Annotated in this window: 18 protein-coding genes and 1 pseudogene; 2 read left to right on the top strand and 17 right to left on the bottom strand. The window is 28.5% G+C overall.

The annotated features are described in order from the left end of the window. The 3 genes from nifJ to HMPREF0216_RS01020 form a co-directional block, all read right to left on the bottom strand. A partial coding sequence (nifJ, locus tag HMPREF0216_RS01030; RefSeq protein ID WP_040418436.1) for a pyruvate:ferredoxin (flavodoxin) oxidoreductase occupies window positions 1–2,621 on the bottom strand: 2,621 nt, incomplete at its 3' end. A 134-nt stretch (window positions 2,622–2,755) separates the two neighbouring features. Further along, window positions 2,756–3,184 carry a flavodoxin gene (locus HMPREF0216_RS01025; RefSeq protein WP_005210105.1) on the bottom strand — a complete coding sequence of 143 codons (429 nt, stop codon included), beginning with the start codon at window positions 3,182–3,184 and terminating at the stop codon, window positions 2,756–2,758. Between the two features lie 128 nt (window positions 3,185–3,312). Continuing rightward, window positions 3,313–4,392: an undecaprenyldiphospho-muramoylpentapeptide beta-N-acetylglucosaminyltransferase gene (locus HMPREF0216_RS01020; RefSeq protein ID WP_005210104.1), complete on the bottom strand. Its 1,080-nt coding sequence runs from the start codon at window positions 4,390–4,392 to the stop codon at window positions 3,313–3,315. 223 nt (window positions 4,393–4,615) lie between these two features. On the opposite strand from HMPREF0216_RS01020, the gene HMPREF0216_RS01015 reads away from it, so the two are divergent. Then, complete coding sequence (locus HMPREF0216_RS01015; protein ID WP_005210103.1) at window positions 4,616–4,795, top strand: alpha/beta-type small acid-soluble spore protein; 180 nt, start codon at window positions 4,616–4,618, stop codon at window positions 4,793–4,795. 125 nt (window positions 4,796–4,920) lie between these two features. Here the strand turns inward: HMPREF0216_RS01015 and recJ are convergent, their stop codons facing one another. From recJ to HMPREF0216_RS00960, 11 genes and pseudogenes are all read right to left on the bottom strand, one after another. Next, window positions 4,921–6,669 carry a single-stranded-DNA-specific exonuclease RecJ gene (gene recJ, locus HMPREF0216_RS01010; protein ID WP_005210102.1) on the bottom strand — a complete coding sequence of 583 codons (1,749 nt, stop codon included), beginning with the start codon at window positions 6,667–6,669 and terminating at the stop codon, window positions 4,921–4,923. Window positions 6,670–6,794: 125 nt separating this feature from the next. Continuing rightward, a complete protein-coding gene (locus HMPREF0216_RS01005) occupies window positions 6,795–7,331 on the bottom strand; it encodes a DJ-1 family glyoxalase III (RefSeq protein WP_005210101.1) in 537 nt (178 codons plus the stop codon). Window positions 7,332–7,373: 42 nt separating this feature from the next. Beyond that, a pseudogene (locus HMPREF0216_RS01000) lies at window positions 7,374–10,290 on the bottom strand (DNA topoisomerase IV subunit A). Between the two features lie 19 nt (window positions 10,291–10,309). Beyond that, on the bottom strand, window positions 10,310–12,259 hold the full coding sequence (locus HMPREF0216_RS00995; RefSeq protein ID WP_005210093.1) for a DNA gyrase/topoisomerase IV subunit B: 1,950 nt from the start codon (window positions 12,257–12,259) through the stop codon (window positions 10,310–10,312). A 553-nt stretch (window positions 12,260–12,812) separates the two neighbouring features. Next, window positions 12,813–14,159: an NADP-specific glutamate dehydrogenase gene (gdhA, locus tag HMPREF0216_RS00990; RefSeq protein WP_005210092.1), complete on the bottom strand. Its 1,347-nt coding sequence runs from the start codon at window positions 14,157–14,159 to the stop codon at window positions 12,813–12,815. Window positions 14,160–14,511: 352 nt separating this feature from the next. After that, window positions 14,512–15,627, bottom strand: a complete 1,116-nt coding sequence (locus tag HMPREF0216_RS00985) for an MGDG synthase family glycosyltransferase (protein WP_005210090.1) — start codon at window positions 15,625–15,627, stop codon at window positions 14,512–14,514. A gap of 65 nt (window positions 15,628–15,692) precedes the next feature. Beyond that, window positions 15,693–16,211, bottom strand: a complete 519-nt coding sequence (locus tag HMPREF0216_RS00980; protein WP_005210089.1) for a phosphatase PAP2 family protein — start codon at window positions 16,209–16,211, stop codon at window positions 15,693–15,695. A 180-nt stretch (window positions 16,212–16,391) separates the two neighbouring features. Then, window positions 16,392–17,006, bottom strand: coding sequence for a DUF2238 domain-containing protein (locus HMPREF0216_RS00975; RefSeq protein ID WP_005210087.1), 615 nt, complete (start codon window positions 17,004–17,006; stop codon window positions 16,392–16,394). Between the two features lie 12 nt (window positions 17,007–17,018). After that, window positions 17,019–17,993 (bottom strand): rhomboid family intramembrane serine protease, encoded by a 975-nt coding sequence (locus tag HMPREF0216_RS00970; RefSeq protein ID WP_005210085.1) that lies wholly within the window; start codon window positions 17,991–17,993, stop codon window positions 17,019–17,021. A gap of 3 nt (window positions 17,994–17,996) precedes the next feature. Further along, on the bottom strand, window positions 17,997–19,793 hold the full coding sequence (pepF, locus tag HMPREF0216_RS00965) for an oligoendopeptidase F (protein ID WP_005210083.1): 1,797 nt from the start codon (window positions 19,791–19,793) through the stop codon (window positions 17,997–17,999). A gap of 38 nt (window positions 19,794–19,831) precedes the next feature. Then, the gene (locus HMPREF0216_RS00960; protein ID WP_040418433.1) at window positions 19,832–20,230 is read right to left on the bottom strand and encodes a DUF6762 family protein; all 399 of its coding nucleotides are present in this window, start codon (window positions 20,228–20,230) and stop codon (window positions 19,832–19,834) included. Between the two features lie 198 nt (window positions 20,231–20,428). Between HMPREF0216_RS00960 and HMPREF0216_RS00955 the strand changes: the two genes are divergently transcribed. Continuing rightward, entirely contained in the window at window positions 20,429–20,815 is a 387-nt protein-coding gene (locus HMPREF0216_RS00955) for a hypothetical protein (protein WP_005210077.1), read from the top strand. Between the two features lie 58 nt (window positions 20,816–20,873). Here the strand turns inward: HMPREF0216_RS00955 and HMPREF0216_RS00950 are convergent, their stop codons facing one another. From HMPREF0216_RS00950 to HMPREF0216_RS00940, 3 genes are all read right to left on the bottom strand, one after another. Beyond that, complete coding sequence (locus HMPREF0216_RS00950; protein WP_005210075.1) at window positions 20,874–21,722, bottom strand: N-acetylmuramoyl-L-alanine amidase; 849 nt, start codon at window positions 21,720–21,722, stop codon at window positions 20,874–20,876. Between the two features lie 166 nt (window positions 21,723–21,888). After that, window positions 21,889–22,155: a hypothetical protein gene (locus HMPREF0216_RS00945; protein WP_005210072.1), complete on the bottom strand. Its 267-nt coding sequence runs from the start codon at window positions 22,153–22,155 to the stop codon at window positions 21,889–21,891. Window positions 22,156–22,276: 121 nt separating this feature from the next. Continuing rightward, a complete protein-coding gene (locus HMPREF0216_RS00940; RefSeq protein ID WP_005210070.1) occupies window positions 22,277–22,771 on the bottom strand; it encodes a DUF1648 domain-containing protein in 495 nt (164 codons plus the stop codon). Window positions 22,772–22,849 lie beyond the last annotated feature (78 nt).

Raw genomic sequence — 22,849 nt, 5'->3', positions numbered from 1 at the left:
TCTTCAAATAATGAATTTGCCCATGCTGGACCATGTCCATTATGGTTAACTGTATATGGAGTTGCAGGAGCTGATCCTCCCCAAATTGAAGAACATCCTGTAGCATTTGCTACCATCATTCTATCACCAAATAATTGAGTTACAAGTTTAGCATATGGAGTTTCTCCACATCCTGCACAAGCACCTGAGAATTCAAGAAGTGGTTGTTCAAATTGGCTACCTTTAAGTGTAGTCTTGTTCATTGGATTTTTCTTAGGAGTTACTTCAGTAGTTGCATAATCCCAAGCTTCAATTTGAGCATGTTCTTTATCTTGTGGTACCATAACTAATGCTTTATTCTTAGCTGGACATACCTCAGCACAGTTTCCACATCCTGTACAATCAAGAGGTGTAACACCAATTGAGAACTTATATGGAGTTTCTGTCTTAAGTGCCTTAGCATCTGTTAATCTCATTGATTCTGGAGCTTTTTCTGCTTCTTCTCCATCTAATAAGAATGGTCTAATTGCAGCATGTGGACATACTACTGAACATTGATTACATTGAATACAATTTTCTGGAATCCATTGTGGTACATTAATTGCAATTCCTCTCTTTTCATAAGCTGCAGTACCAGCCATGAATGTACCATCTTCCATACCATGCTTAACAAATGTTGAAACTGGTAATCCAAAACCTTCTTGTCTGTTCATCGGTGTAACTATATCATTAATAAATGCTGGAGCTTCTTTAGTAGTAGCTACCTCTGACTCTACTGCATTTGCCCATGTTGCTGGAACTTCTATCTTAACAACAGCATCAACACCTGCATCTATAGCAGCATTATTCATATTAACAACTTTTTCACCCTTTTTACCATATGAAGTAACAACAGCTTGTTTTAAATATGCTACTGCTTCATCAACTGGAATAATATTAGCTAATTTAAAGAATGCAGCTTGCATTATCATATTAATTCTTCCACCAAGACCAATTTCTTGAGCTATTTTTACAGCATTTAAAGTATAGAATTGAATGTTTTTCTTAGCTAAAGTTCTCTTCATTTCTGCTGGTAATTTTTCTTCTAATTCTTCTGGACTCCAAATTGTATTTAATAGGAATTTACCATTATCTTTAATTCCTTCTAATACATTATATTTATAAACATATGATTGGTTGTGACAAGCTATAAAATCAGCTTTATCAATTAGATATGGTGATTTAATTGGTTTTTTACCAAATCTTAAGTGAGAAACTGTTATACCACCTGACTTTTTAGAATCATATGAGAAATATCCTTGAGCATACATATCTGTATGGTCTCCGATAATTTTAATAGCACTCTTGTTAGCACCAACAGTACCATCTGAACCTAATCCCCAGAATTTACATGCTTTAGTTCCTTCTGGTGTAGCATCTATATCTTCAACTGTTTCTAATGAAGTAAATGTTACATCATCAACTATACCAATTGTAAATCCATTTTTAGGTTCATCCTTAGAAAGATTAGCATATACTGCAGCTATATCTGAAGGGTTTGGATCCTTTGAACCTAATCCATATCTACCACCAACTATAACTGGAGCATTTTTCTTACCAGCAAATGCACTTACTACATCTAAGTATAATGGTTCACCTATTGACCCTGGTTCCTTAGTTCTATCTAAAACTGCAATTTTCTTAACTGTGCTTGGAATTGCAGCTAATAATTTCTCTATTGAGAATGGTCTATAAAGTCTTACTTTTACAACACCAACCTTTTCTCCTCTTCCATTTAAGTAATCTACAGTTTCTTCAGCAACATCTGTTCCTGAACCCATTGCAATAATTATTCTATCAGCATCTTCTGCTCCATAGTAATCAAAACAATGATATTCTCTTCCTGTTAATTTAGTTATTTCGGCCATATAACTTTCAACTACTTCTGGAATATCTTCATAGAATCTATTTACAGCCTCTCTAGTTTGGAAATATATATCTGGATTTTGTGCTGTTCCTCTAGTAACTGGATGATCTGGATTTAGTGCACTTCTTCTAAATTCATTAACAGCTTCCCAATCAACTAAATTAGCTAACTCATCATATTCTAAAACTTCTATTTTTTGAATTTCGTGAGATGTTCTAAATCCATCAAAGAAATTCATAAATGGAATTCTAGTTTTAATTGCTGCTAAGTGTGCAACAGCAGATAAATCCATAACTTCTTGAACTGATCCTTCTGCAAGCATAGAAAAACCTGTTTGTCTAGCCGCCATAACATCTTGATGATCTCCAAATATATTTAATGAAGATGTTGCTAGTGCTCTGGCTGATACATGTATAACTCCTGGAAGTCTTTCACCAGATATTTTATACATATTAGGAATCATTAATAATAACCCTTGTGAAGCTGTATATGTAGTAGTATACGCTCCAGCTTGTAATGATCCATGAACAGCACCTGCTGCTCCTCCCTCTGATTGCATTTCCATAACCTTTACAGGTTGTCCAAAAATATTCTTTCTTCCTTGTGCAACCCATTCATCAACATGCTCTGCCATTGGTGATGATGGAGTTATTGGATAGATAGCAGTAACTTCTGTAAACGCATATGATATGTGTGCAGCAGCTGTGTTACCATCCATAGTTTTCATTTTTCTCATCATGTATACCTCTCTTCTCCACTTCAATTTAAGCATATATATGAATGGTATATTATAAAATTTAAATTTACGACTTTATTTATAATATACCATTTTTGCTTACACCATAAACACTTATTCACTTTTAATGATAATTATACTTGAGCTAATAGCTTTCCTAATTCTTTAGATCTTTGTATATCTTTCTTTTCTACAGAATCTCTAACAACTATTTTCCCAATTACATTAAAACCGAATTCCTTCATTTGTTCTTGCCATTTATCTATAAATGTTGTTTCTCTCCATCCACATGAACCAAATAAAACTAAAGGTTTATTATTTATATCTATCCCCTTTAGGCTTTCAATAAATGGCTTCATATCTATTTCTTCTATCTCATCGTTTATCATAGCTGGACTTCCAAATGCAACTGCATCTGAATTTAATACATCCTCTAAAGATGAATCTGCAACATTTTTTGTTTCAACTTCTACATCTCCTATGCTAGCACCTTCTGCTATAGCATTTGCCATAATTTCTACATTTCCACCATTACTCCAATATATTATTGAAACTTTTTTCATCTTCGCACCTCTTATACTTTTGTTTTATTGTATTTTTTACCATTAATTCCATTATATAATACTATGGTTTTTTTTCAAGTTTTTTACCTTAATATTCCAAAATATTTTCCTGTAAACTTTACCATACCTTATTTTTTATCAATACTATTCATTATAACTGTAATTATTGCTTCTACGCCATTTTTTGCATCACTTTTTGACATATTTTTAATAAGCTCATCTTTTCTATTTTTTAAATCATTTAGCTTATTGATTAAATTATGTTTTTCCATCATTTCATCTTCATCTAAAACTAATGAATATCCTTCTTTTTCAAAAGAATTAGCATTTAAGACCTGATCTCCTCTACTAATTTTCTTTGATAGTGGAATTAGAAGCGTTGGTTTCTTTAATGCTAATAATTCAAAAATAACATTTGCTCCAGCTCTAGATATTACAAAATCAGCAGCCTTAAGAAAATGTGGTAAATCTTCTTTAACATATTCAAACTGTCTATATCCTTCTAAATTTTCTAATTCTTTATCTAAATTTCCTTTTCCACAAATATGAATAACATTAAAGCTTTTTAATATTTCTTTAATATGATATCTTACTTCATCATTTATACTTTTAGCTCCTAAACTTCCGCCTATGACTAGTATGATTTCTTTATTATTTTTAAATTTACATATATCTAAAGCTCTTTGTTTATTTCCTTTTAGTATTTCTTCTCTTATTGGAGTTCCTGTTAAAACTCCTTTTCCATCCTTTATATAATTTAAACTTTCTCTAAATGTAACACATAATTTATTACAGAATGGTGCAGATAATTTATTTGCAAGTCCTGGAGTTAAATCAGATTCATGTGATACAACTGGAATCTTTTTCATCGAAGCTGCTATTACAACAGGAACTGCAACAAATCCACCTTTTGAAAATATTACATCTGGTTTTTCCTTAGATAAAATTCTACTGGCTTGATATACTCCCTTCATTACCTTAAATGGATCTGAAAAATTCTTCATGTCAAAATATCTTCTTAATTTTCCTGATGAAATTGAATAATATGGAATATTGGCATCTCCTATTATTTCTTTTTCAATCCCCTCATAACTGCCTATATATTTTATTTCAAATCCCTTCTCCTTAAGCTTTGGTACTAAAGCCAAATTAGGAGTTACATGTCCTGCCGTTCCTCCACCAGTCATAATAATTTTGTATTTACTCATTAAAACACCTCATATAATTGATTTATGTATTTATAGCCCCATATCAAAATACCTTATTTAACTAATAATATTATTTTGATATAAATTATTTTTTGACTTCCTTAGTTGTCATTATTATTCTACCACTAAACCAGTAAATTTCCACCTTTTCCTCTAATTAAATATTATACAAGCTCAATAATTGGATAAGCTATAAACATAAAGTTAAAGGAGGTGAAATTTAATGGCACAAAGTTTAGTACCTGAAGCTAAAGATAAATTAGCTAAATTCAAAAACCAAGTTTCTTCTGAAATGGGAGTTCCTTTTACAGATTACAACGGTAACCTAACTTCAAAACAATGCGGTAGCGTTGGTGGTGAAATGGTTAAACGTATGGTTGAACAATATGAAAAAGGAATCTAATTTATTTTAGTAGTTTATTTTAAGTAAATATTTAAATATAAAATTTGAATATTTAACTTCTTGTTCGTTTATACCAAAAGGGGTATCTCTTAATTGAGATACCCAATATTATTTATTATATAAATTTAAACTCTAATACTTTGAATTACTAATTGTACTGTCTTATTGCCTCTAAATTCATTAATATCTGGATAATAAATAATATCGATACTTACACTATTATTCTCTCCATTTATCATTTTATTATATTCAACTTCCCCATACTTCTCTTTAATTAATTGTAAATTTTTTTCTATATCTCCAAAATATATACCATCTATTTTTAAATACCCCTCAGTTAAATTAAATTTTAATACATTTTTATCTTTTCCTAATATCATTGCTTTCAAAACTTTCAATCCTTTTACACCAAAGTTTGGTTTAGGATTAGCTTTTCCATATGGTTCTAACAATGATATCTCATCAATTAAATTATAGTTAATGTTATTTATAGCTAAAGGCATATCAATTGATATTTTAGGTATTACATCCTCATCTGTTAATACCGTTTCTTTATTTAATCTTTCTCTAAACAAATCTATATTTTCTATAGGTATAGACATACCTGCAGCCATTGGATGCCCCCCAAACTTTCCAAGCAAATCTTTACACTTTAAAAGCTCTTCAAACATATTATATTCTTCTATAGATCTTCCTGATCCTTTTGCTCCATCATGAGCTTTTGTTAAAATTATTGTTGGAAGATTATACTTTTCTCTTACTCTTCCAGCTATTATTCCAGCTATACTTTCATGAACATCTTCCAAATATACAACTAAAACTTTATCTTTAGCCATGTTATTATTTTCTATAATTTCTATAGCTTGCTCTAATCCTATTCTTGTTAATTCTTGTCTTTCCTTATTTAACTCATTAAGCTTTTGTGCTAATTCTTTAGCTTCTGCTTCATCCTGAGTTATTAACATCTTCAATGCCCATTCAGCTTGTTCAAGTCTTCCAGATGCATTTATTGAAGGCCCAATAACAAATCCTAATGAATATGCTGTTACTTCTTTTCCCTCTAATCCTGTTTCTTTAAATAACGCTTTTAAACCAATATTGCTTGTATTATTAATTCTCTTTAATCCTTCTTTAACAATTATTCTATTTTCCGAAACTAAATCTACAACATCACATACAGTGGCAATTGCAACATATTGTATTAAATCATATAGTTCTTCTTTATTAATATTAAATTCTTCATAAAGACACTCAATAAATTTATATGCAACACCTGCTCCACATATTTTGTCAAATTCATATTTGCATTCTTCTTGCTTAGGATTTATTACATAATTAGCATTAGGTACTATATAAGTTCTAATTCCCTCTTCTTCAATAAAAGGAACATCATGATGATCTGTTATTATAACCTTTATCCCCAATTCCCTAGCTAATTTTACTTGTTCTATAGCCGCAATTCCATTATCACAAGTAATTATAATATCAACCTTATCTTCACTAGCTTTTCTTATTATACTTTCATTTATTCCATATCCTTCTTTAATTCTGTCTGGAATATGAAAGTTAACATCTCCCCCACACCTTTTAATTGCTGTATAAAGTATATAGGTACTAATAACTCCATCGACATCATAATCACCAACAATTAATATTTTTTCATTGTTTTTTATGCTGTTTTTCATTAATTGAACAGCTCCATCCATTCCATACATCCCTTTCGGGCTATAAAAATCTCTTATAGATGATGTTAAAAACTCTTTTGCTGATTTTATATTATATATTTCCCTATTAACTAAAAGCTTAGCTACAGTCTGGCTAATTCCCAATTGCTTTGCAAAGCCTTCTGTATCAAACTTAACATTTCTAACCATCCATTTTTCCAAAAAATCACCCCACTAATTTAATTAATAATAATAAATGGCAAATGCCAAATTATATTTTAAGAAACTAAAAAGGTAGCTTCTCTCTTAACTTGTCATTTGCCATTTTAAACTTCCTATTCGAATAACATTGCTTTTTTAATTTGCTCAACTTTTTCTGGTAAAATATTATTTAATATTTCAAAAGCAAATGGAATGGCTGAAGCTGGTCCTCTACCAGTTATAACATTTCCATCTACTACTACAAGTTCTTCTTTATAGTTACATCCTATAAGTTGATCTTCAAATCCTGGATAACATGTAGCATTTTTACCATTAACAATTCCTAACTTTCCTAAAGTAATAGGTCCTGCACAAATTGCAGCTACAATTTTACCTTCTTGATAAAACTTACCTACTACTTCATTTACTTTTTCATCATCTCTTAAATTAACAGCTCCTGGCATTCCACCTGGCAATACTACTACATCATAACTATTAATTTCTTCACTTAAAATCTTATCTGCCTTAATAGTTATTGAATGAGAACTAGTTACTTCAATTCCTTTAGTACCAAATGTACTACATTCAACTCCAGCTCTTCTCATAATATCAACTGTTGTTAAGGCTTCAATTGTTTCAAACCCCTCTGCTAATAAAACTGCAACCTTCATTTTATACACTCCCTTTTTTTATATGTTAAACTTTATTTTTAATTAAGCAAATCTTATTTCAGTAATTTCATCATCAAAGTTAACTAACATAATATTAGTTCCTCTTCCAGCTCTGTTTTGTACTCTTATATCTCTTATTAAAACTACCTTTTCTTCTCTATTTTTTGTTGATAAAACAAACCCTTCACTATTGTCTACATCAATAGCTATTTCACTACTTTCACTTGAAACTCTTTTTATGATTTTTCCTGAAATAACTTCATCATCTTCTTTTAAGCTTATTCCTGTAACTCCTGAAGCAACTCTTCCCATAGTGTTAACACTTTCGCCTTGGAATCTTATAGCCATACCTTTTTTACTTATTAATAATATTTCATTTAAATTGTCTACTTCTATGTTTACAGATATTACTTCATCATTTTCATATTTAAACTTATATGCTTGCCACATTGAATAATTTCCATCATATTCTTTAAGTGACGTCTTTTTTATCATACCCTTTTTAGTGAAGAAATACACTAAATTATTTTCATCAAAATTCTTAATAGAATATACATCTACTATTTTTTCTTTCTTAGAATATCCTTCTATTATATTTTGTAAGCTTACTTCTTCTTTCATTACATTTGTAATTAAGAATGTAGGAACCTTATATACATTTCCTCTATTAGTAAATAATAATAATGTACTTGCAGAATCAGTATTTACCTTTAATCTATCACTTGATTTTGCTCTTGAAAAACCTTTTAAAGTTCCTTTTGATGTTACTCCAACGCTAAAAGTAACAAATTCATATTCATCAATATATTTAACATTTATTACTTCATCATTTTCTATTAAGTTAAATAGTTGAGTTCCCATTATATTTCTTGGAGTATCTTCTAATATAGGTAGCTCTAAGCTAAACTTTAATCCTAGCTTAGTTTCTACTTTTAAGAAATCCTTCTTTTCTTCATCTTCTAATAATATTACATCAATTACAGCTTCATCTTCTTTTAATTTTAATGCTTGAATCTTGCTATAATTAGTTTGGAATTTATCTAAAGAGCTTTTCTTAATTATACCCTTATTAGTTATAAATTGAATACTCTTTCTTCCATCTAAAATTTGAACTGATATAGCCTCTACTATATTTTCTTCTTCTAAATTTAAAGTTTTAATTATAGAGTCTATTCTTTCCCCTTTTTCTTTCCACTTTCCTTCTGGAATATTTATACCTTTAGTTTGATACATATTTCCCTTGTCAGTGAATAAAAGAATATTTTCTGTAGTATTAGACTTAATTAAATATTTAAGCTCATCGCCTTCTCTATAATCTATATCCTCAGCCTTAGCATTAGATCTTTGATAAGTTCTAACTGGAATTCTTTTGATAAATCCATCCTTAGAAAGAGTTATCATAACCTCTTCAACTACTATAAGCTCTTCTAAATCAATTTTAGCTTCACTATCATCTTCAACTATCATAGTTCTTCTTGGATTTCTATACTTATCAGTTATTTCTTTTAATTCATTTTTTACTACCTTTAAAAGTTCACTTTCATGGGATAATATTTTCTTTAATCTCTTTATAGTCTTTTCAAGTTCTGCATACTCTTTTTGGAATACCTTAATTTCAAGGCCTGTTAATCTATACAGCATAAGTTCTAATATTGCTTCTGCTTGAATTTCAGTAAATCCAAACTTTTCAATTAAGTTTAATCCTGCATCTTTTTTAGATTTTGACTCTCTAATAGTTTTAATAACTTCATCTAAAACATCTATTGCTTTTATAAACCCTTCAACTATATGGAATCTCTTCTCTGCAATTGCAAGCTCTTTAATACTTCTTCTTGTAACTATATCTTTTTGATGATTAACATAATGAGTAATTATAGTCTTAAGTCCCATAGTTTGTGGCTTACCATTCGCAAGTGCCACCATATTAAATCCTATGTTACATTTGTAAGTCTGTTTTCTTGAAAAGATATTTTAAAATTTTATCTGCAGTATCTCTATCAGCTGCTTTTTTAAGCTCAACAACTGCTCTAATACCAGTTCTATCTGATTCATCTCTAATATCTGTAATTGCTTCTAATGCCTTTTGATGTCTTTTGTCACCAGTCATCTCAGATATAGTTTGAAGAATTTTAGATTTATTTCTTCTATACGGGAATTCTGTAATTACAATTCCCCATCTTCCATTCTCAAGCTTTTCTATATTAGTTTTTGCTCTTAATGTAACTTTACCCTCTCCAGTTTCATAAGCTGATAATAAAGAGTTTTTTCCTATTAAAACTCCACCTGTAGGTAAGTCTGGAGCCTTGATATATTCCATTAATTCTTTAGTTGTTATTTCTGGATTATCTATATATGCAAGTACACCATCAGTAACTTCTCCTAAATTATGTGGCGGAATATTAGTAGCAAGTCCAACAGCAATTCCGAATGTTCCATTAACTAAAAGATTTGGATATCTTGCCGGTAGTACTTTTGGCTCCATTTCACTATCAGAGTAGTTTGGAACCATTTCTACTGTTTCTTTATCTATATCTCTAAGCATTTCCATAGCAATTTTAGAAAGTCTTGCTTCGGTATAACGCATTGCTGCTGCTCCATCACCATCCATAGAACCAAAATTTCCATGTCCATCAAAAAGTGGTTCTCTGGTTGAGAAATCTTGAGCCATAAGTACCATTGCATCATAAACCGATGAATCTCCATGTGGATGGAACTTACCTAGTACATCCCCAACTATTCTTGCTGATTTATAATATGGTCTATCTGGAAAAGCTTTTAATAGATATGCACCATAAAGTATTCTTCTATGAACAGGCTTTAAACCATCTCTTACATCAGGAAGAGCTCTATCCTTTGCAACTTCTACTGCATATGGAAGATAGTTGTCTGGCATAGCCTCTTCAAGAGGTATTCTTAAAATATTATTGTCTCTTGGAATGTCATGTCCCTTCTTAGCCATAATTTAGCTCCTTTCCTAATTAAAACTCTGCATATTTGTACATATAATTTTTTCTTGGTTCAACTACATCACCCATTAAAAGTGATACCATCTTTTCAGCTTTAGCTGCATCTTCTATAGTAACTTGGAAAAGAGTTCTTGTTTCTGGATTTAAAGTTGTATCCCAAAGTTGGTCTGGATTCATTTCACCAAGACCCTTGTATCTTTGAATTAAAGCACCCTTACCTATTTCTTTCTTAACATTTTCTAATTCTTCATCACTATATGCATATTTTGATACTTCTTTACCCTTAACTACTTTATAAACTTTATATAAAGGTGGTTGTGCTAAATAAAGATGCCCATTTGCAATTAATGGTCTCATATATCTATAAATATACGTCATCCATAAAGTTCTAATGTGGTATCCATCAACATCAGCATCACTCATAATAATTATTTTGTTATATTTTAAATCTTCTTCTTTGTAATTATCTAAAGTTCCTGTACCTATTGCTGTATTAAATATTTTTAATTCTTCAGATGCTAGTACATTTTCAAGTTTTTGCTTTTCTGTATTCATTATCTTACCCTTTGAAGGCATTATCGTTTGGAATCTTCTATCTCTAGCTTGCTTCGCAGAACCTCCAGCAGAATCTCCCTCAACTACGATAAATTCATTGACAGTATTGTCTTTTAATGTACATACTGCAACCTTACCAGCAAGTGGTGCAGTTCCTTTACCTATTTTTTTCTTTTCAGCTTCATTTATCTTTTTAATTTTTTCTCTTCTTTGAGCTGCTGCTAGTGCATTATTTATAAGGCTTGTTGCAACTTCTTTATTATCTTCTATCCATTCACAAAGCTTTGTATATGCTAAGTCATTCATAATAGTGTATGCTTCTGAACTACCTAACTTAGTTTTAGTTTGACCTTCAAATACAGCATTAGTAATTTTAATTCTAACTATTGCTGTCATACCTTCTCTTAAGTCATCACCTTCAAACTCTTTATCTTTTTCTTTAACAAGGCCTAGTTTTTTTGCCCATTCTTTAAATGCTCTTGTCATACCAGTTTTAAATCCTGATTCATGAGTTCCGGCTTCTGTAGTTGGAATATTATTAACATAACTTGCAATATATTCAGTAGTTGAATCTGTAAATTGCATACAAACTTCACCATACATTGAAATATTATTTATTGATCTTTCCCCTTCAAATAAAATAGGACTTTGATGAATAGTAGTTTTACTTTCATTTAAATAATCTATAAAGTCAAGTAAACCTCTTTCTGAATAATATTCTTTACGTACTTCTTCATCTTTTCTTCTATCTATAAGTTCAAGACGTATTCCTTTATTTTGGAATGCAAGCTCTTGTAATCTCTCATCTATTATGTCAAATTTAAAATCAGTTGTTGAAAAAATTTCTCCATCTGGTTTAAATGTAACTTTAGTTCCTGTATCCTTACAATCACCTATAACTTCTAATGCCGTAACTGCCGTTCCTGGCATATCCTTTTTAAGTTCTTTGTCAAAAGCAAACTCGAATCTTTGCTTGTAAATTTTCCCATTTTGATGAACTTCAACTTCTAACCACTTAGAAAGAGCATTAACTACAGCTGCACCAACTCCGTGAAGTCCACCTGATGTCTTATAATTTTTATTATCAAATTTACCACCTGTATGTAATTCAGTAAATACCATTTCCACCCCGGACTTCTTTTTCACCGGATGTATCCCTGTAGGTATTCCTCTTCCATTATCAATTACAGTAACACTTTTATCTTTATTTATAATTATAGTTGCTTTATCCCCAAATCCATTAGATATCTCATCTATAGAATTATCCAATATTTCCCATATACAGTGATGTAAGCCTTTTGTTCCTGTAGACCCAATATACATTCCCGGTCTAACTCTAACTGGCTCAAGCTTCTCTAACGATGTCAAATCCGTTACATCATATCTATTATTAATTTCTTTGTTCATATAAACCTCCAAAATTATAACCTATTCACATTTAAGTAATAATTTAGATATATTATATATTCTTATAATATCAAAATCAAACTAATGTTCTAAATTTATTAACTTTTTAATTCTATCATAAAATTTTGTTTATTTACAATTTTGTTTTACACTAATATTTAAATCTCTTATTTTTTATGACATTTATTCTATAATCTATTCTTTATTAAGAAGTCATCATTTCAAAACAATTTGTTTCATAGCTATTTATATTGTATTAAAACTATACTTTATTTTAATCCTATTAATATCTTATCCCTATTATTTAAATTTACAAAGTATTTTGCTTGAACAATTTCATTTTATTTCAATATTTCCGATATATTAGCTAATTAATATGTGCTGAATATTCCTTAATTAACAAAATAAAAAATCAAATTATTTTGTATCTCTATAAACTACAAAACAATTTGATTTTTATAATAAAAATCTTATTTTTAATACCTTTATATAATGGCAACTAGTTATTAAATTTAATTTATAACTATATTGTCTGTTTATGAATTATAAATTATTAAACAATTCCTTGTGCCATCATTGCTTGTGCAACTTTATTAAATCCTGCAATATTTGCTCCCATTAATATATTTCCTTCATGTCCATATTCTTTTGCTGCAGCTGCTGAATTATTATAAATATTAATCATAATATTTTTTAGTTTAGCATCTACTTCTTCAAAAGTCCAAGACATTCTCATACTATTTTGAGACATTTCTAATGCTGAACAAGCAACTCCACCAGCATTTGCAGCTTTAGCTGGTCCAAATAATACTCCATTACTTTGAAATACTTCAATTGCTTCTAAAGTACTTGGCATATTAGCACCTTCAGCAACTACTTTAGTTCCATTTTGAACTAAAATCTTAGCTGAATTTTCATCTATTTCACCTTGAGTTGCACATGGAAGAGCAACATCACACTTAATATTCCATATTCCCCTGCATCCATCAAAATATTTAGCAGTCGGTACGTAATCTAAGTACTCCTTTATTCTTCCTCTTTTTACTTCTTTAATTTCTTTTACTGCCTCAAGATTAATTCCATTCTCATCATAAATATATCCATTTGAATCACTTAAAGCAACTACCTTTGCTCCTAATTCTACTGCTTTTTGAGTTGCATATATAGCAACATTTCCTGAACCAGATATTACTACAGTTTTTTCTTCTAAAGTTAAGTTATTAGCCTTCATCATTTCTTCTGTGAAATAAACTAACCCATACCCAGTAGCTTCTGTTCTAGTTAAGCTACCACCATAAGTTAATCCCTTTCCTGTTAAAACACCTTGGTCATTTGCATTCCTAATTTTTTTATAATATCCATACATATAACCAATTTCTTTACCACCAACACCAATATCTCCTGCTGGTATATCTGTATCTAAACCTATATGTTTACATAATTCAGCCATAAAACTTTGACAGAATCTCATTATTTCTCTATTTGATTTTCCTTTAGGATCAAAATCTGATCCACCCTTACCTCCTCCAATTGGAAGACCAGTTAAAGAATTTTTAAAAATTTGTTCAAATCCTAAAAATTTCACAATACTTGCATTAACTGTTGGATGGAATCTAAGCCCCCCCTTATAAGGCCCTATAGCACTATTAAATTGAATTCTATAACCTCTATTTACTTGAACTCTTCCTTTATCATCAACCCATGGAACCCTAAACATTATTTGTCTTTCTGGTTCAACTATTCTTTCTAGAATTCCTTCTTCAATATATTCTGGATGCTTATCAAAGACTGGTATTAAAGAAAGTGCTACTTCCTTTACTGCATCTAAAAACTCTATTTCATTTGTGTTTCTTTTTTCAACTTGCTCTAATACGCTTAAAACATATTCTTTTCCTGTCATATTTCTGCCCCCTTTATTTTCAAAAAACTTTGATTATATTACCAATTATTATATTACCCTATTTATAAATTCTTTTCCATATAAAGATATAATTTATTTTTAAGTTACGTTATAATTTAATACAATCTATAAATAATGGAAATGTTTCAAAACTATAATTCACTAATTGTTCTTGAGATTTCCCAAGCAAAAAATCACATAGCAAAATTAAAGTAAAATCAATTAAATGACCACTTAATTATTACCATGTGATTTTATCATATCTGCTTGTATAAATTAATTTTCTTAAAGTATACACTATATTTTTAAACTTAGATATATTAAAGACATCCTATTTTATTTCATATTACTTTTATTTTTGTATTAATTCATTTATTAAAAGACATACATTTTTTGTTGAATCATTCTTATCAAAAGATTTACAAGCTTCTTTCATATTTTCAAGTTTATTTTTATCATCTAATAATTCTATAATTGCTTTTCTACAGCTATCTCCATCTTTAATTTTAACAGCCATATTATGTTTTAATAAAAATTCTGCATTTTCCTCTTCTTGACCTGGAATTGCATCAAATATTGCCATTGGTATATTACAAGCTAATGCTTCTGTTACAGTTAATCCACCTGGTTTAGTTATTATTATATCTGAAGCTTGCATAAATTTATTAATTTCATTAGTAAAATATATAAGTTTTGTTTTTTTAGGACTATCGCATACTATTTCTTCGAAATGATCATATAACTTTTGATTTTTTCCTGTAATTAATATTATTTGAAATTCTTTATCTATATCTATAATATTCTTATAAACATCAAAAACATTGTTCACACCAAAACTACCAGCCATCATTAAAATAGTTGGTAAGTTTTTATCTAAATTTATTTCTTCAAGAACTGATTGCTTTTCCTTTTCTTCAAAAAATACCTCATCTACTGGAATACCATATGGATATATAATATCCTTTTTAACACCTTGAGTAACCATTTTTCCAACCATATCATCATTAGCAACTATATAAGCATCAACTTTATCATTTATCCAAGTTTTATGTGGAGCATAATCTGTCATTATACAAATAAGAGGAATACTAATTTTCTCTTTTTCTTTTAATCTTGATACCATTTCTGTTGGAAATGGATGTGTAGTAATGATTACATCTGGTTTAAATTCGTCAATTAGTGGTAATAATTTTTTTGAAAAAATATTATTTAACCTAGTTACAAAATTAGTTAATTTATGTTCCTTATTTGTTAAGTCATATATTTTCCCATATAATCTCGGTGTTTTTGTAGCTAAATAAACATAACCATTTGTAATTGTTTTGTTTAATATAGGATTTATATATAATAAGCTATCTACTATTTTTACGTTTATTTCTTTATCTTGTTGTTTCATATACCCTTCAATTGCCCTAGACGCCCTCATATGTCCGCCACCAGTAGAAGCTGACAAAATAAGTATGTTCATTAATAAAACCCCCTGCCTTTTTTCCTACAAATTATTTTCACTAATTATCAAATTTTTTATTAAGTTTAACGCACTATAAAATAAACAGTACTAAATCCACAAGTTAATCCAAGTATTCCACCAAATAAAACATCTGATGGATAATGAACCTTTAAATATAATCTTGAAAATGCTATTAAAGTTGCTATAGGACTTATTATCAATCCTATTTTACTATTCATTTGCATAAATACAGCTAATGCTGCAAAAGATGATGCCGTATGCCCTGATGGAAAAGAATATGTTATTGGCTTTGTTATCAAAAGTTCCTGATCTGTATAAAAAAAAGGTCTTTTCCTCTTAACTATGTTTTTAATAATACCCTCGCCAATTATTGTAGTTATAATTAATGAGACTATAACCTCAACTCCCATTATTCTATAATCAATTTTACAAATAAGCAATATAGAAATTATAATCCATATCACTCCTAAATTACCCAACGATGTTATAATAGGCATAATTTTATCAAACATTTTATTTTTTAAGTGATTTTCTATATAATTTAATAATTTTATATCAATATGTTTTAAATATCCTATCATCCATTCCTCCTATAGGTTAGCTATTTAAATATTACCCCTTATAACCTTTATTATATTACATTATACATATAAATAATTAATTTTTTATTAATTTAAAACTAAAACATTTCTTAAGATTTTCTTATTATAAAAAAAAAGCAAAAATAATTATAAAATTTATTTTTGCCTTTTTCTTCTTATTTAATTCTTCATATCATCTACTATTTTTTCGATAAATTTAATTTTTTTGCCTTTTATATATAGATATAAAGGTATATTGGCGATAATCCCCATCAAACTTCCACATATAATATCCCACATTGTATCATCTAAGCTATTATTTTGTGAAGTAAAGCCAAACAATTTATCTGTACTAAACTCCCATATTTCCCATACTGCTGCACTAGCAATTGCAAATATAATAGAAAATACTATAGGCATATATTTTCTATAATTATTTTTATCTGTACCATTGACCATATGTAAAAATAATATATATCCGATAAGCCCTATAATTAATCCTGATAATAAATGCAATATTTTATCATAAAATGGTATTATCAAATAAAAATCTAATATACTACCTAAATACATTGCTGCTACTACAAATGAATAGATTAAATAAAAACTTATTCTTGATTTTCTCAAAAATGTCTTCTTGTATACAAAATACACAACCCATAAAGTAACAGCCATTAATATTATTCTAAAAGCTTTCTCCCCATTTGAAAATACATAATTGCATATTAAAGAGATAAGTAAAATACCCATAGAGATTAAATTTATAAATAATGCTTTATCTTTTTTTAAATTCATAATAAGCTCCTCTTAATTATTTAATTTTTTATTTTTCACTAAAAGCGCTATTATTCCCCCTGCTACTAGTCCACCTATATGACCAGCATTGTCTATATTACTTATTGTTACCCCTATAAATATATTTATGATAACTACTTTAAATAAATTTATAACATAATTCTTTCCTATCCTATGTCTATTTTTAACTCCAAATACAAGCATTGCCCCAAAAAGACCAAATATAGCTCCTGAAGCACCAACAGAAATTGAATTTGGACTAAATATATAGCTAAAAATACTTCCACCTAATGCTGAAAATAAATATATTAATATATATTTTATCTTCCCATAAGCAAATTCAACTTCTGAACCTATTATTTTTAAAGCGTACATATTAAATGCTATATGTGCAAGTCCTCCATGTAAGAATGTACAAGTAATCAATCTCCAAACTTGTCCATGATTGATTAATTCATTAACTTTAGCTCCCATTATAACTAACGTATAAATATCGATATCATATATATTTTTAGATACAATAATTGTAATTATAAAGATCAATATATTTATAATTATTAATGAGTATGTCACTATATTATCTTTAAAAGAGTTCCTTTTTACTTCATTTTTCTTTTTAATATGCTCTGCTATATTAGCAAGTGGTTTACAGCTTTCATCACTGTAAACTACTTGCATTTTATTTGATAAATATATGGCTTTATTATATGGTCTTACTGTAAAGCCATAATAGTTTTCTTTATCTGTGCATATAAGCACATTAACTGTAGCTGTTTTCGAAAAATTTTCATTTAAATAGTTATTTGCCTCACTATATGCATAATCACAATATGTGTCATCTGATACTACAACTGCATAAATAAAAGTTTCTTTTTCTAATATAGCTACCCAACTTTTCTTTCCTAAAAAATCACTATAATAATCTTTAATATAAAACCCTAATTGGCTTGTAAGCACATTAAATATTTCTTTTTCAAAGCTTTTCATTTTTTATATTTCTTTCTCTAGCATATCTAATAACTCATTAAACCTATCAATAGTTGCTTCTAGAGGTTTAGATGTAGTCATATCTACTCCGGCTTTCTTTAAAATTTCTATTGGATAATCACTTCCACCACTCTTTAAGAATCCAACATATTTTTCTACAGCATTTGGTTCCTTTTCTAAGATACTCTTTGCAAAAGCAGATGCAGCTGCATATCCAGTTGCATATTGATATACATAGAAATCGCTATAGAAATGTGGTATTCTTGCCCATTCAACATCTATCTCTGAATCTACTACCATTTCTGGTCCAAAGTATTTAACATTTAATTCATGCCATTTAGCATTATAATCTTCTGCAGTTAATGGAATACCTTTTTCAAAGCTTTCATGAGTATAAAGTTCAAATTCTGCAAACATTAATTGCCTAAATACTGTAGTTCTTATTTGCTCTAATTCTTGGTTTATTAAATAAAGCTTCTTCTTTTTATCAGTTTCTTTATTTATTAAATGATGAATAAGTAGTGCTTCATTTGTAGTTGATGCTACTTCTGCACAGAATAAAGTATATCCAGCATAGTAATAGCTTTGTTCTTTTCTTGAATAATAAGAATGAATTGAGTGACCCATTTCATGTACTAAAGTTGATACATCATTAAGCTCATAGTTATAATTTAATAAAACGTATGGCTTAGTATCATATCCACCCCATGAATATGCTCCACCTCTCTTACCTTTATTTATATACTTATCTATCCATCCATCATTTATTCCTTCTTGGAATATATTTAAATATTCTTCACCTAACGGATTTAATCCTTCTATTGACATCTTTACTGCTTCATCAAACTCTACACGTTCCTTAGGTATTTCAATAACTGGAACATATAAATCATACATGTGCATTTCATCTAATCCCAATAATTTCTTTTTTAATGCTACATATCTATGAAGTGAATTTAAATTATCATCAATAGTTTTTACAGCATTAGTATAAACTTCTACTGGAATATCATTTGGTTTTAATGATGCTTCTAAAGCACTATTATAGTTTCTAACTTTAGCACCAAAATTAAATACTTTTATTGAACTTGAAAGTGTTGTTGCTAAAGTATTTTCAAAAGATTTGTATTCCCCAAATAATCTTTCAAAGGCAGCTTTTCTAACATTTCTGTCCTTAGATTTTATAAATGCAGAATAATTACCTTCAGTTAATTCAACTTCTTCTCCATCTTCATCTTTAATATTTCCAAATTTCATATCAGCATTTGTCATAATGTTGTGTATAGATGATGGTGCATCTAAGCAATCTGAAGCTGCTGCAAGTAATTCCTCTTCCTTTTTGCTTAATACATGTGGCTTTTCCTTTAAAATATTTTCAAGTAAGAACTTATAAGGTTTAAGTCCTTCTAATTCCTCCATTTGTTTTTCTATAGTTCCATCTGGAAGTGCTAATATTTCTGGTACAACATATGCAGTATAAGTTGCATATTCTGCCATATAAGCATCTATCTTATTCATCATTGCTTGATATTTAGTATTTGATGTATCTTCATCACTTCTTAAGTGAGCATAAACATAAATTTTTTCAGCTTTTCTAGATACTTTTTCATTAAATTCAAAGTATTTTATTAGGTCTTCACCATTACCTAACTTACCTTCAAATTCTTTAAGCTTTGGAGCCTCTTCTTTCAACTCTTTATATTCTTTTTCCCAAACTTCATCATTAGAATAAATTTCATTAACAGCCCATTTATCTAATGTATTAATTTCCTCTCTTTTCTTTAAAACCTTACTTTCCATAGTAACATATATGGTCTATCTATATAGACCTCTCCTTTCTATTTATATTCTTCTTCTTTTTCTTTAATATCATTAAAAGCTTTTTCCATAGCCTCTTCTATTAATTCAATACAAAGACTTAACTTTTCATTTATATATTCGTAATCATCTTCATATTTAAATTTAACTAAAAACGTTGGATTATATTCATCTTCTACTTCTTCAATAGAAAATCCTTCGTTTTCAAATAGTTCTAAATTAAAAACATCATATATTGCATTGTATTCCCATTCTTCCACATCTTTATTTGTATCAAATTGTATATGAACAGTATCTCCTTTAACATAAAAGTTTTTAATATATTCTGCTCCCTCTGAAACTTTATAGCTACCTATCTCTTTAGTTATAAATCCCGTTTCCTTGTCCCTCTCCATTAATATTAAGCTTGAAAAATCCATAATAATATTCTCCTTTGTTTATAAAATTTATCCATATACACCTTTTTATTGGTAAAAGATGTTTACTTCTTAATTATAAGTTTACTCTTTAAAATATACAATATACACTTTAGTTATTTACATATTATGTAAATAAAAGTTATAATATTGTTATAGTTAAAAAATGGATAATAAATTGATTAATACGGAGGTTAAAATATGCCAACTAATAAGAAAAACACTTATAGAGTTAATAAAAAAAGATTTATTCCATTTATCTTAATTTTATTTTTTTGCTTATTTTTTTTAATTATGGCAGGGAAAAATATTTATGTGGCTACCAAATGTAAAAATGCTTTATATGCTATCGATTATTATATAACTAATTGCAAAGATACATCACTACGTCTTGTTAAAGTTGAAAGTTTATCAGTTGTAGAAAGTACTGATGGTGAACTTATAATTGATGCCTATGGTATTAGTTATTCAAAACCATATTTAAAAATTAATGTACTTGGAACATTTAAAAAGGATTCTAATGGAAGATGGGAAATGACTGATATTAATCTTAAAGCTGATGATGAAGAAATCACTAATATAAATTAAAAAGCTACTCTGAAACTAGCAAAAGCTATTTCATAGTAGCATTTTTTATTTTATTGTTCTATTTAGTATAGACTTCAAGAAAAGGGTCAAATCCAACTTTTTTTAATTCATCAACTCTTACTTGTGCATTAACCTTATTTCCAAAACTACCACAAACAACTCTATAATAAGTTTTAGAATTTATAATTTTAGTTGTAATAAAAGAATCAAACCCTGCCTTTTTAACTTCTACAAGCCTATTTTCAGCATTTACTTCCTCTATAAAGCTTCCAACAATAACTCTATAATATTGATTTATTATTGGCGCGGTATTAATAGAAGTTCCTGATATACTTGCTATATATTTAGCTACCAAAAGACCTATACCATCAATGTTAGAATTTATTTTACTTTCATCAGAACTATCTATAAATCCAACCTCTAAAATTGCTAAAGAAATTCCCCTCGACCAAGCATCTCTTATTTCTTTATAATAATCTGTATATACTAACAGTTGACCATTCGTTCTTTTATATGAATTACCAGTATTATAATCTCTAGATTTTACGCCTCTATTTGGTATACCTAATAATTGTGATATGTCATTTATAATTGTAAAATCATCAGTTAGAACCTTCTCATTACAAGGAACCCAAATTTCTGTACCTGTCCCACCACCTGCATTTATATGAACTGTCATACCCGCCTTTACACTATAAGTATTTCCTGCTAAATCTAAGTCATTAAAATTACTTTCATCATAATGAATAACTAAATTTGTTCTTTCTAAATACTTTTTAGCAGCTGTAGTTATTGCTTTTGCTAAATCATACTCTCTTAATCCTCCACTAATTGCTCCTGGATCAAAAGCTCCTGTAACTTCACTAGTTCCATGACCTGTAAATAGAAATGTATCATAGGTTGTCATAAAATCCCCTCCTAATATATTATATTATGTTAAAGTTCCATACTAGTTACTTAATGTTTTTAAATACTGTATAAACCTTTTATCACCTATAATATATGTATCTTTCTAATTCTTTAAGGATTTTACGCTTTTATTATTTTATCTAATGATTTAACTAAAACTGTTATTAGTTTAAGTTAGAATCAAATTCTCTACTCAAATTCCACGTATGATAATTATTGCCTTCTTTTGAGTGATTTTCTTCAAAATCTTCAATTTCCACCTTGAAACTCTCACTATTATCTAACTCTATATTAACAGTATCATCTTCATTAAAAATAATATCTGTTACTTCGCCAATAGCTATGCTTTCACTTCCATAATAAAAAGTTACACCTAATTCTAATAACGTATCATAAATTTCTCTTAATTTTTCACTTTTTTCTTTAGTCATATTATTCTCCTTATACTATTAGCTTAAAAAATATTATATTGAAAGCCGTTCCTTTTCCAATATCATTCCTTACATTGTAAAACTTCTTTGTCTTTAGTAATAACTATTCTTATACATCTATTTACTTATATTTTACTGATTTATAAATATAAAATCCAATACTAAAAAATAAAATTAACATGGATATAGGTAAAAATGCTATTGATAATTCCTTACCACTATTATTCATTGAAGCTCCTATATTCATTTGAATATAAAAAAATATACTTACTATCTCAATATTCATAACTCTAATGAAGGTTGTTGCCATTGAATATTGCCTTTCCTTATTTCTTGGAGTTATTTCAATAGCATAATTATAAATTTCAGGATATTTAGCTAATATCGCCAAACCTATATACATTATCACTGTTATAGGTAATGATATAAATAATGTATTTTTAGAACCATATCCATCTACTTCACCATTAAAATCAAAATGAGTTGGTACAATATCTGGAGCTTTTCCCCAATATATAAATGTCATAATTATTAATGCAGCAATTATTAATATTCCGATAACATCTAAAATTTTATTAACTTTTGCATATATTCCTGTACTTTTCCATCTGTCCATAACCTTTCACCTCATAATCCTTATATTTATATTATATTAGTTGTTCATAAATCGAGTAGGAGGAAAATAATTATTTTA

Source organism: Clostridium celatum DSM 1785, from assembly GCF_000320405.1.
In the GTDB taxonomy this organism is placed as follows: Bacteria; Bacillota; Clostridia; order Clostridiales; family Clostridiaceae; genus Clostridium; species Clostridium celatum.
Note: the sequence above shows the minus strand (reverse complement) of the source record. Positions and strands in the feature narration are given on the sequence as shown.

What these genes read in the sequence shown, in the direction of transcription:
- HMPREF0216_RS00970 (WP_005210085.1), bottom strand. Translation starts at nt 17,993, where the DNA reads ATGAAAAGCTTTGAAAAAGAAATATTTAATGTGCTTACAAGCCAATTA.
- HMPREF0216_RS00940 (WP_005210070.1), bottom strand. Translation starts at nt 22,771, where the DNA reads ATGGACAGATGGAAAAGTACAGGAATATATGCAAAAGTTAATAAAATT.
- HMPREF0216_RS01025 (WP_005210105.1), bottom strand. Translation starts at nt 3,184, where the DNA reads ATGAAAAAAGTTTCAATAATATATTGGAGTAATGGTGGAAATGTAGAA.
- HMPREF0216_RS01015 (WP_005210103.1), top strand. Translation starts at nt 4,616, where the DNA reads ATGGCACAAAGTTTAGTACCTGAAGCTAAAGATAAATTAGCTAAATTC.
- pepF (WP_005210083.1), bottom strand. Translation starts at nt 19,793, where the DNA reads ATGGAAAGTAAGGTTTTAAAGAAAAGAGAGGAAATTAATACATTAGAT.
- HMPREF0216_RS00950 (WP_005210075.1), bottom strand. Translation starts at nt 21,722, where the DNA reads ATGACAACCTATGATACATTTCTATTTACAGGTCATGGAACTAGTGAA.
- HMPREF0216_RS00995 (WP_005210093.1), bottom strand. Translation starts at nt 12,259, where the DNA reads ATGAACAAAGAAATTAATAATAGATATGATGTAACGGATTTGACATCG.
- gdhA (WP_005210092.1), bottom strand. Translation starts at nt 14,159, where the DNA reads ATGACAGGAAAAGAATATGTTTTAAGCGTATTAGAGCAAGTTGAAAAA.
- HMPREF0216_RS01020 (WP_005210104.1), bottom strand. Translation starts at nt 4,392, where the DNA reads ATGAGTAAATACAAAATTATTATGACTGGTGGAGGAACGGCAGGACAT.
- HMPREF0216_RS00945 (WP_005210072.1), bottom strand. Translation starts at nt 22,155, where the DNA reads ATGACTAAAGAAAAAAGTGAAAAATTAAGAGAAATTTATGATACGTTA.
- HMPREF0216_RS00960 (WP_040418433.1), bottom strand. Translation starts at nt 20,230, where the DNA reads ATGGATTTTTCAAGCTTAATATTAATGGAGAGGGACAAGGAAACGGGA.
- recJ (WP_005210102.1), bottom strand. Translation starts at nt 6,669, where the DNA reads ATGGTTAGAAATGTTAAGTTTGATACAGAAGGCTTTGCAAAGCAATTG.
- HMPREF0216_RS00975 (WP_005210087.1), bottom strand. Translation starts at nt 17,006, where the DNA reads ATGAATTTAAAAAAAGATAAAGCATTATTTATAAATTTAATCTCTATG.
- HMPREF0216_RS00980 (WP_005210089.1), bottom strand. Translation starts at nt 16,211, where the DNA reads ATGATAGGATATTTAAAACATATTGATATAAAATTATTAAATTATATA.
- HMPREF0216_RS00985 (WP_005210090.1), bottom strand. Translation starts at nt 15,627, where the DNA reads ATGAACATACTTATTTTGTCAGCTTCTACTGGTGGCGGACATATGAGG.
- HMPREF0216_RS00955 (WP_005210077.1), top strand. Translation starts at nt 20,429, where the DNA reads ATGCCAACTAATAAGAAAAACACTTATAGAGTTAATAAAAAAAGATTT.
- HMPREF0216_RS01005 (WP_005210101.1), bottom strand. Translation starts at nt 7,331, where the DNA reads ATGAAGGTTGCAGTTTTATTAGCAGAGGGGTTTGAAACAATTGAAGCC.